General features: G+C 59.2%; 8 protein-coding genes. All 8 read left to right on the forward strand.

Annotated elements, in window-relative coordinates; all coding sequences use genetic code 11:
* Positions 1 to 1,680: hypothetical protein (locus tag ACNKID_RS06470; protein WP_417912618.1), on the forward strand; the 1,680-nt coding region annotated here is incomplete at its 5' end.
* A gap of 142 nt (positions 1,681 to 1,822) precedes the next feature.
* Positions 1,823 to 3,685, forward strand: a complete 1,863-nt coding sequence (gene dnaG / locus ACNKID_RS06475) for a DNA primase (RefSeq protein ID WP_417912619.1) — start codon at positions 1,823 to 1,825, stop codon at positions 3,683 to 3,685.
* 440 nt (positions 3,686 to 4,125) lie between these two features.
* Positions 4,126 to 5,670 carry a sigma-70 family RNA polymerase sigma factor gene (locus ACNKID_RS06480; RefSeq protein WP_417912620.1) on the forward strand — a complete coding sequence of 515 codons (1,545 nt, stop codon included), beginning with the start codon at positions 4,126 to 4,128 and terminating at the stop codon, positions 5,668 to 5,670.
* Positions 5,657 to 6,802: a DNA-processing protein DprA gene (gene dprA / locus ACNKID_RS06485; protein ID WP_417912621.1), complete on the forward strand. Its 1,146-nt coding sequence runs from the start codon at positions 5,657 to 5,659 to the stop codon at positions 6,800 to 6,802. The genes ACNKID_RS06480 and dprA overlap by 14 nt, the downstream gene beginning before the upstream one ends.
* 113 nt (positions 6,803 to 6,915) lie before the next feature.
* Entirely contained in the window at positions 6,916 to 7,530 is a 615-nt protein-coding gene (locus ACNKID_RS06490) for a TetR/AcrR family transcriptional regulator (protein WP_417912622.1), read from the forward strand.
* A gap of 25 nt (positions 7,531 to 7,555) precedes the next feature.
* Positions 7,556 to 8,920: an efflux RND transporter periplasmic adaptor subunit gene (locus ACNKID_RS06495; RefSeq protein WP_417912623.1), complete on the forward strand. Its 1,365-nt coding sequence runs from the start codon at positions 7,556 to 7,558 to the stop codon at positions 8,918 to 8,920.
* Between the two features lie 62 nt (positions 8,921 to 8,982).
* On the forward strand, positions 8,983 to 9,198 hold the full coding sequence (locus ACNKID_RS06500) for a DUF4160 domain-containing protein (protein ID WP_417912624.1): 216 nt from the start codon (positions 8,983 to 8,985) through the stop codon (positions 9,196 to 9,198).
* A gap of 13 nt (positions 9,199 to 9,211) precedes the next feature.
* Positions 9,212 to 9,454: a DUF2442 domain-containing protein gene (locus ACNKID_RS06505; RefSeq protein ID WP_417912625.1), complete on the forward strand. Its 243-nt coding sequence runs from the start codon at positions 9,212 to 9,214 to the stop codon at positions 9,452 to 9,454.
* The last annotated feature ends 392 nt before the right edge of the window (positions 9,455 to 9,846 follow it).

Raw genomic sequence — 9,846 nt, forward strand, 5'->3', positions numbered from 1 at the left:
GAGAATGCCGTCCTTGTGCCCCGCGCCGAGCTGGCGGTCTGGCTGAAGGAATTGAAAGCGCAGGGCAAGCGGCTGCTGATCATCTCAGATATTTACCTGCCCGCCAGTCATCTGGAACGGCTGGTCGCGCACGCCGGTTTGCTGGAACATGTTGACGCAGTCATTTCCTCCGCAGACACCTTTCTTGCCAAGGCTTCGGGCCTCGCTTTCCCGATGCTCAAGGAACGCTTCAGCCTGCGTTATGACCGCTGGCTGCATGTCGGCGACAATCCCATTTCCGACGGCCTGCGCCCGCAGGAGCAGGGCATCAAAGCTCTTGTCCTCCGTGATGGGCGGGAAAAGCTGCGCAAATCCTTGGCCAAACGCTACTGCGAATACTCCCTCAGCCAGCCTTTTTACCGGGGCCGCGCCCTCCAGCAGCTCATGCTGCCGCTGGAAGCAGAGAACATCCCCCGCCATCCGCTCTATGTGCAGGGCTTCAACGTCTTTGCCCCGCTCTTCGCAGGCTTCATTCAGGGCGTGGCCGAGCACTGCCTGCGCTCGGAGATCAGGCGCATTTATTTTTTCTCCCGCGAAGGCTGGCTCTTCGAGCAGATATGGAACGAGGTCGCGCCGCGTGTCTTCGCCGGAGCCGAGCTACCTAAGGTTTCGTATCTTTATGTCAGCCGCATGGCCTTGGCCCCGGCCAGCTGCGCCCATGCTGGCTTGGATCGGGAGCACACGGACATCGTCTTCCTGCCTGCGGGCAACCGTGACTTCCGCGATGTCTGCCGGGTTTTCGGTTTGCAGGCGGAGCCGTTCGCTCCATACTTGTCCAAGCATGATCTGAATCAAGAAACCGTGCTCTCCCCGGCGCACGCGGGTTTTCTTATGGAGAACCGCATCCGTTTCAACGAGATGCTGGAAGAAGAGGACTTTCAAGCCGAGGTGCGGCGGCAGACGCTGCCCGCCAATCAGGCTTTGCTGCGCTATCTGGAGGGGCAGGGCTTTTTTCAGCAGACAGACGTGGCCTTGGTGGACATCGGCTGGCTGGGCACCATCCAGCGTTTTCTGCACCGGGCTGTTGCCCACCGCAGCGACGCGCCCCGCTGTCACGGCCTGCTCTTCGGGGCCAGCCGGGGCATTCCCTACCCGGAGACCCCGCGCAACCAAATACGCGGCATGGTTTATGACCGCGACCGTTTCGATGCCGCCGCGTCGGCCATGCTCGCCAACTTGGATTTATTTGAGGAAGTCTGCCGCGCCCCGCATCCGACCCTCAACGCTTACCGGCTGGCGGACAATGAGGCGGGCTATGAATTGCTTTTCCGCCGCAGCGATGACGCAGCGGCAAAGGCAGAGCAGGCGCACAGCGAGCAGTTCCGGCCTTTGCAGGAAGGCATCCTTGCTGGCGCGAAGCAGTACGGCACTGCTGCCGCTCTGCTTGGTTTCACCTTTGCCGAGCTGAAGCCTTGGCTCAACTATCTGCTGCTCACCCGCCTCGCCTTTCCGAAAAACAGCGAAATCGAAGCGATCCGCCAGCAGCAGCATTTGGACGACTTTCACGGTCAGCATCAGGCTGAAAAATTGCCGCCGGGTCCGCGCAGGCTCTGGGATTGCTCCAGTTTCATTCTGCGCTGGCGGCCCTTCCTGCGCACGGAGCTTTTTTTCCGCCAGCTCCGGGAGCGGCTGAAAGGCTGATCAAGCCGCTTCTCTTTTTTACGCCGTCCCTGCCTTTGTTGCGATTTTTTTGTCAGCTCAATAAATTCCATTGATATTCAGATGATTATGGTGTATGACTAATCTTCTGTCTGCAATTATGTGCCGAACAGGCGCAATCCATATGGAATTAAAAAAATCTTGGGAAGAAACCAGAGAGCGGGTACGCGAGGCTGCTGACATCGTGCAGGTGATTGGTGAGCATGTGCAGCTCCGGCGGGCCGGAGCCAACTACACCGGTCTTTGCCCCTTTCACGGGGAGAAAACGCCTTCCTTTTCAGTGAATCCGCAGCGGCAGCATTACAAATGCTTCGGCTGCGGCGAGTCTGGGGATGTCTTCAGCTTCCTGATGAAACATCAGAATCTGAGCTACGTTGATGCTCTGAAGGAGCTGGCTAAGCGGCACCAGATCAGCCTGCCGGAACTGAAGCTGAACGAGGCGGAGCAGGAACGGCGGCAGAGGCGCGAGCTGCTTTATGCGATCAACACAAAGGCCGCCCGGCTCTGCCATGAGCACCTGACCACATCCCCGGATGCGGAAGCAGCCCGGCAGTATTTGCAGCGGCGCGGGGTGCCTCAGACATTCATCATCCAGTATCAGCTTGGTTTCGCGCCGGACTCATGGGACTTCATCAGCACCCGGCTGGCGGCCAAATTCAGCCCTGAGATGCTGGAGCAGGCCGGGCTGATTGTGCGCAGAAACAGCGGCAAAGGCTTCTATGACCGTTTCCGCGCCCGGCTGCTGTTTCCCATCCTTGACCACAGCGGGCGGGTATGCGCCTTTGGCGGGCGTGTGCTTGGCGACGGACAGCCGAAGTACATGAACTCGCCGGAAAGCCCGGTCTTTGAAAAGGGCCGTCTCCTGTTCGGCCTGCATCAGCACCGGGAGGCGATCCGCCAAAGCCGCCGGGCGGTGATCGTAGAGGGCAATTTCGACCTGCTCCTGCTTGATGTGCACGGCATCAGCAACACGGTCGCGCCGCTGGGCACGTCCCTTACAAAAGAGCATGTGCGTGCTCTGCGCGGCCTGTGCGCCGAAGCCGTGCTGCTCTTTGACGGCGATGCGGCAGGGCTGCGGGCGGCGCGGCGGGCGGTGCCGATCTTCCTTGCCGAGGGACTGGAAGCCAAGGCCGCCCTCCTGCCCGCCGGACATGACCCGGACAGCTTCGTACGTGAGCATGGGGCGGATGCTGTTCGCCAGCTCCTTGACAAAGCTGATCCGCTGCCGGAATTCATCTACGATGCTCTTGCCAAAGAACACGGCTACACGCTGGCCGGGAAAAGCAAGATCATGGCGGAGCTGGCGGAATTGGTGAAGCTGGTTGTTGATCCAGCGCAAAGGGAGCTCATGGCCGCGCATTTTGCAGGCAAGCTGGGGGTGTCGGCGGAACATTTCCTGCCAAAAACGGAACTGAAGGAGATGGAACAGTCTCCTTTTCCGTTTTTTGACCCAGCTGAAGAGCAGCAGGTTCCGCCGCCTGCGCTTGAGGAAACTGCGCCGCTGTCGGCACTGGAGCAGCGGCTGCTTTATATGCTTGTCTGCTACCCAGAGCATTTCAGCACACTCATCAAGGAAGGGTTATTGGAGTGCATGATATCCTTTGCACCGCCAGTACAGGAAATTGCCGCTGCCATGCGGACGCTGGCGGAAGCAGGGCAGTTCGCCCCGGAGCAACTGCTTTCGGTATTGCCTGACGGCTCGGCGCGGCAGCAAGTGGTCAATCTGCTCCGACAAGGCACTGGCAGCTCCAGCCGACAGCTACAGGAGCTGTCTGAGCTGCACAACGCGACCGATGTCTTTGACGACGAAGATGAATATAAAAATTTAGATGATTTGTGTGCATGGTTCCGCGCTAGAAATAAACAGCGGCTTAACGCTGAGCTGCTGCGGCAGCAAAGTCAGGCTGTGCAGTCCGGGGATGAAGAAATGGTTCGCAAGCTACAGCTGAAAATAATCTCCCTAAGACAGGAGACAGCAGATTTTTAGTACTGATTTCTTGCAGAAGATTCGGAAGATGTGTATAATATATGTTGCTGAGATTCATTCCTGATATTTTTTACGGTGCTGTCTAAGCGGGAGCTGTTGAATGGAAAAATACCGCTTCTTTTTTTGGGGGATGGCAGAAACAAGCGGGCTTGTTTAAATAGAAAACCACGCTGTGGCTGTAGAAAATTCTGTACATCGGATGCAAAAAATTGTATATTGTATGGAAAGGCACTGCGGGGGCGAAAAGCAGACGATCAAATGTTTTTTTGCCGCCTGAAGGCTGCTGGCTGTGAAGAGCGGTCTCTGACTGCAAGAAAAAAGTTGAGGACATTGGTCGGCAGCAGGCGCAGGGATGAAAAAACGGCAGGGGGGGGGCGGAATCGGCGGATTTCGTCTGCAAGGCTGGGATTTTTGAACAACGGTACGGAGGAGGTATCAGCGTGAAGAACCAGTTAGAGCTGTCTTCAGAAAAATTTTATTATGAAGACGAAGAAGAGGATGTGACCAGCAGCCCGGACGCGGACGTATCCGATGACGAGCATGGCGGCGACAGCGTCCATGAGGAGGACCGGCCCTGTCAGGATGAGTTCGGCTCGGATCCGATGAATATTTATCTCCGCGAGATGGGCGAGCTGGATCTGCTCTCCTATCACGAGGAAATCGCGCTGGCGAAGAAAATTGAGGAAGGCGAAAACAGAGTGCAGAACGCGCTCCTTCAGCTGACCGTCGGGCTGGAGGCGCTTAAGACACTGAAAGCTGGTTTGCAGCAGGGCAGTCTGCGCATCGGCTCTGTGCTTAATGGAGTTTCGGAGAATGACGAGAGCGGGCTGGCAGTTATTCGCGAGGCATTTATCGCCGCCGTTGACCGGGCCGACCAGCTTGATCAGCAGCGATCCGCCTTGTTCCAGCAGCTGAGGGCACAGCTAGGCAGTCAAACGGATGAGGAGCGGCTGGGCGATAGCATCCGCGACGCAGGATTGGAAATCAGCGGCTTGTTCCGCAGCTGGCGGGTCAGCTTCCGCAGCCTGCTGCCAGTGGTCAAGGCAGTGGAGGAGTTCAGCGAGAAGTTCCGCGAAGTGCGGATCAGGGCGCGGCGCGAGGCTCTGCTGGCCTCCAGAAATGGACATTGCGCCCCTGAAGATCACCATGTCGACGAGCTGGAGCGGCAGATATGCCTTGATCTGGCTGAGACGGTGGGCATGGACTGCCGCAGCTTCAACTCCCTTTTCACTGAAGTGAAGATTGGTCGCCTGATGGCCAAGCAGGCCAAGGAGGCCTTGGTGCGGGCCAATTTGCGCTTAGTAATTTCCATCTCGAAGAAATTCCTCAACCGAGGCATGGCCCTGCCTGACCTGATTCAGGAAGGCAACATCGGTCTGATGAAGGCGGTGGAAAAATACGACCACAGCCGGGGCTACAAGTTCTCCACTTACGCCACATGGTGGATCCGACAGGCCATCAACCGGGGCATCGCCGATCAAGGACGCACCATCCGCCTGCCGGTGCACATGATTGAGGCCATCAACCGGATGCTGCGCTTCACCCGCGAGTTTCAGCGCAACGAGAGCCGCGAGCCGACCCCAGAGGAGTTGGCCGAGCAGCTCAACACCGATGTTGACTACGTCAACGCTGCCCTCAAGACTGCCAGAGACGCAATTTCCTTGGATGCGCCGGTGGGGGACGAAGAAGACACCCTGCTCAGCGACTTCATTATTGATGAGGCCAATCCCGACCCTCAGGAAAGCTCGATCGCCGAAAGTCTGCGCCGTTGTCTGGCTAAAGTGATGGAAGAGCTGACCGAGCGCGAGGCGCAGGTGCTGCGGTTGCGTTACGGCATTGAGGTGGCCTGCGACCACACCTTGGAAGAGGTGGGGCTGTGCTTTGCAGTGACGAGGGAGCGTATCCGGCAGATAGAATCTCAGGCGATCAAAAAGCTGCGTCATCCCAACCGCAGCCGCTACTTGGAGCCGTTTGTCTACGACTGACCCGCAGCATCCAGAGGCGGCGGTCCGCGCCGACATCAGCGACTGGCTGGCCCTTGTCAGCCTGCCGGGCTTGGGTCCGGCCCTGATGCAGCGTCTGCTTGCCGCCTTCGGCAGTCCGAAGGCGGTGTTGACCGCTGGCCGGGCAGCGGCACATGTTGAAGGCATCGGCCCCAAGCTGGCCGCTCTGCTCGGCAGTCAGACAGTTCTCTCGCAGGCCTGCTCTTGGGCAGCCAAAGAGCAGAAAAAAGCCGCAGCAGCCGGAGTGCGGCTGATTTCCTTCCTTGATCCCTTCTATCCTCCTCAGCTCCGCACCATACATGATCCGCCCGCCCTGCTCTGGTGCAGAGGTGATATTTCTTTTCTGCAAACACCCTCCGTCGCTGTAGTTGGCGCACGCTCTGCCAGCGGCTATGGCCGCAATGTCAGCTTCATGCTTGCCCGTCAGCTCGTTCAGGCGGGTTTTACTGTGGTCAGCGGCATGGCCGAAGGCATTGATGGGCAGGCCCACGCAGGCGCACTGGCTGCCGGAGGCAGCACAGTCGCTGTGCTCGGCTGCGGCGCGGATGTGGTCTATCCCCGTTTTCACAGCCGCCTGTACGGACAGATATTGGCGCAGGGGCTGATTGTGAGCGAATACCCGCTCGGTGCTCCACCGGAACCCTTTCGCTTTCCGGCCCGCAACCGGATTATCAGCGGCCTCTCGCTTGGCGTGATCGTGGTGGAGGCAGCCGTGCGCTCCGGCGCAAAGATCACCGCCGAGCTGGCCTTGGAGCAGAACCGCGAGGTCTTCGCCGTTCCGGGCAGGATAGACTCCCCGCAAAGCGAAGGCGCACACCGCCTCATCCAGCAAGGCGCACATCTGGTTCATTCGATTGAGGACATCCTGTCTGGGCTGCCGGACATCGGCGGCAGAGGCAGGCCGTCTGCCGCGCCGCTGCTTCCAGACGATCTTTCCACGGAGGAACGCGGCGTACTGACCTTATTTGCCGACTGTCCGGGTCCGGCGGACATTGATGAGCTGACAGCCAAAAGCGGCTTGCCGGTCAGCGGCCTGCACGGCCTGCTTCTCAGCTTGGAGCTGAAAGGGCTGCTCCGCCAGCTGCCCGGACAGCAGTACGAGCGGACAGCATAGCTTTTTTTCAATTTTCCCTCTTGAAGAAATAGAAGTGTTTATTTAGAATGTGAACCGTGCGTCACTTTCCGTACGACTGCCTCATTAAACAGATCAAGACCGCTTGTCAGCACATGTGCGAACTGAACCTCCCGCGCCGGGAGAGAGAGAGAATCAGGCAGCGGCAGGACATGCTCGCCGCCGCGCTGGCTCTCTTTTCGGAGAAAGGCTACCACAATGTTTCCATGCAGGAGATTGCCGAGAAGGCAGAGTTCGCCGTCGGCACGTTGTACAAATTTTTTAAAAACAAAGAAGACCTCTACAAAGCCCTGATCTCGGAGCAGGCGGACCGCTTTCATGCCGCCCTGACCGAGGCTTTGAGAGCGGAGGGCAATGCGGTGGAGCGGCTGCGCAGCTATGTGCAGGCCAAAGGCCGGGTTTTCATGGACAACGCGGCCTGCGTCCGCCTGTATTTTGCCGAGCATCGCGGCGCAAGCTTCAACATCAAAGCCGGCTTGGACAGCGATATCAGAGCACGCTGCGAGCTGACCCTGCGCCGCTTAGAGAGTGTCTTTGCTGACGGCATGGCCAGCGGGCTGTTTCGCCGCACCGCCGATCCTTGGCACCTTGCTCTGGCCTTGGACAGTCTCTGCAACGCCTTCCTCTTTCACTGGCTGGAGGAGCGGCAGCCTTACCCCGAATCGCCGGACATCCTTCTCAACATTTTCTTTCACGGGCTGATGGAATAAAGCCTCTGCGATACTGGAGACCGCCATGAAGACAATCTATCAACAAAGCCTCCTGCTGCTCCTGCTGTCCAGCAGCCTGCTGACCGCCAGCTGCAAAGAGGGCGCGCAGTCTCTGGCCGCGCTGCTTGGCAAGGGCGGCGGCCCGCAGCAAGGCGGCCAGCCAGGACAAGGCCCGCAGGGCAAGCCCATGCCAGCGGTGTCCTTTGTGGTTGTGCAGCCGCAGCGGGTGGAGCTGACCGCCGAGCTGCCGGGCCGCACCGCTGCCTACCGGGCGGCGGAGATCAGGCCGCAAGTGAGCGGCATCATTCAGAAGCGGCTCTTCACCGAGGGCGCGGATGTGAAGGCGGGCGAAGCCCTGTATCAAATTGACCCTGCGCCCTTTCAAGCCGCGCTCGACAACGCCGAAGCCAGCCTGCTGGCTTCCCGCAAAGCTGCTGAACGGGCTGCTGCCGCGCTGAAGGCGGGTCAGGCGGATGCGGTGCGCCTGCGGGCCACCTTGAGCCTTGCCCGCAGCAACAGTCAGCGGGCCGAGGACCTGTTCAAAAACAAGGTCAACTCGGCGGTGCAGCGCGATCAAGCCGCTACCGAGGTAGCTGTGGCCGAGGCCGCCTTGGCCGCTGCCGAAGCCCAGGTCGAGAGCAGCAAAAGCGCGATAGCCGCTGCCGAAGCCTCGGTGCAGCAGGCTGAGGCGGCAGTCAAGACCGCCCGCATCAACCTCGGCTACACCAAGGTCACAGCCCCTATCTCCGGCCGGACAGGCGTTTCCAACGTCACCGAAGGCGCGGTGGTCACTGCCTATCAGGCCGCTCCCCTGACCGCAGTGCAGCAGCTTGACCCCATCTATGCTGACATGCCGCAGTCAGCAGCCAAACTGCTCCAGCTCAACAGCGGCGGCCAAGCAGCGAAGAACCAGCGCAAAGTCCGCCTGCTTTTGGAGAGCGGAGCGGCCTATCCCCTTGACGGCACCCTCCAGTTCAGCGACGTGACCGTGGATCAGAGCACCGGCTCGGTGCTGCTGCGGGCCGTCTTTCCCAACCCGAACGGCATGCTGCTGCCAGGCATGTTTGTCCGCACGGTGATTCAGGAAGGCGTGCGCGAGCAGGGCCTGCTCGTGCCGCAGCAGGCCGTGTCCCGCAACGGCAAAGGCCAGCCTTTTGTTCTGGTGGTTGGCGCGGAGAGTAAGACCGAGATGCGGATGCTGACCATCGAGCGGGCAGTGGAGGACAAGTGGCTGGTCTCCAAGGGCCTTGCTCCTGGCGACAAGGTGATTGTCGAAGGCCTGCTGATGCTCCGGCCAGGCACGGAGGTGAAGGCCGCGCCGTTTGGGGAGAAGCCGCAGGGCGACGTGGCGGCGGAGAAGGGGAATCAGCAGCTGGCTCAACAGAAATAGGGAATCATCATGCCTACCGTTTCGATGTTCTACGGCTACTTGTCTCGATCTATTATGAACATTTGGGGCAGCACAGCACGCCGCATGTTCATGTCCGCTACCAAGGGAAGAAGGCCTCGGTCGCGATTGAAGACGGAACGGTTTTGGCCGGAGCTTTCCCGGCCAGGCAGCTGCGTATGGTGCAGGTCTGGATGGACATTCACAAAGATGAGCTGCTGGCCGACTGGGAGCTGGCCCTTGCTGGCGAGGAGCCGTTCCGCATCGCGCCGCTGCAATAAGACGGAGAACCTCATGCAACTCTTGCTGGACGTGATCAGCGTTGCGCCGCAGGAAGACCGCAGCTTGCTGCTGACGTTTGAAAACAACGAGCGGCGCATCTTTGATATGGTGCCATTGCTGGAAAAAAAGCCTTTTCTCAAGCTGAAAAACCTACCGCTGTTCATGAAGGCCAGCGTGGAGAACGGCACGGTGGTCTGGCCGGGCAATATTGATATTGACCCGGAGACGCTGTGGGGCTGTTCGAGGGCGGTTTGAGGAATCAGCACGTGGCGAAATCCGTAGAGGCGGTTCGCGAACCGCCTCTGCAACCCGTCGTTCATATGCGTTGATACGCAGAACCGCATCCGCCGATAGGAAAAACGTATTCCAAGGATACGATGAACGGCCCGACGGATACGTTCATCGTATCTTGAAAGCCGATCAACCGCCCCAAAGAGCCGTTTAACAGACCTGCGGGGCCGTTCATCGGCTCTGGATATCGGTTGAACAGCCATTGGCTGCCGTTTTTCGCCTCCGGTGGGCGGAACAACGATGCAAGGTTTCATAAAAAATGACGAATAAACATGGCGACAGCACAAACAGCACGGGCGCAGCTCTTTTATGAGATAGAGCAGCTGTCCGGCAGGTATCTTGCGGAGCTGGAGAGA

Origin of the sequence: Candidatus Electronema sp. TJ (genome assembly GCF_048287355.1) — a bacterium.
Taxonomy (GTDB): Bacteria; Desulfobacterota; Desulfobulbia; order Desulfobulbales; family Desulfobulbaceae; genus Electronema.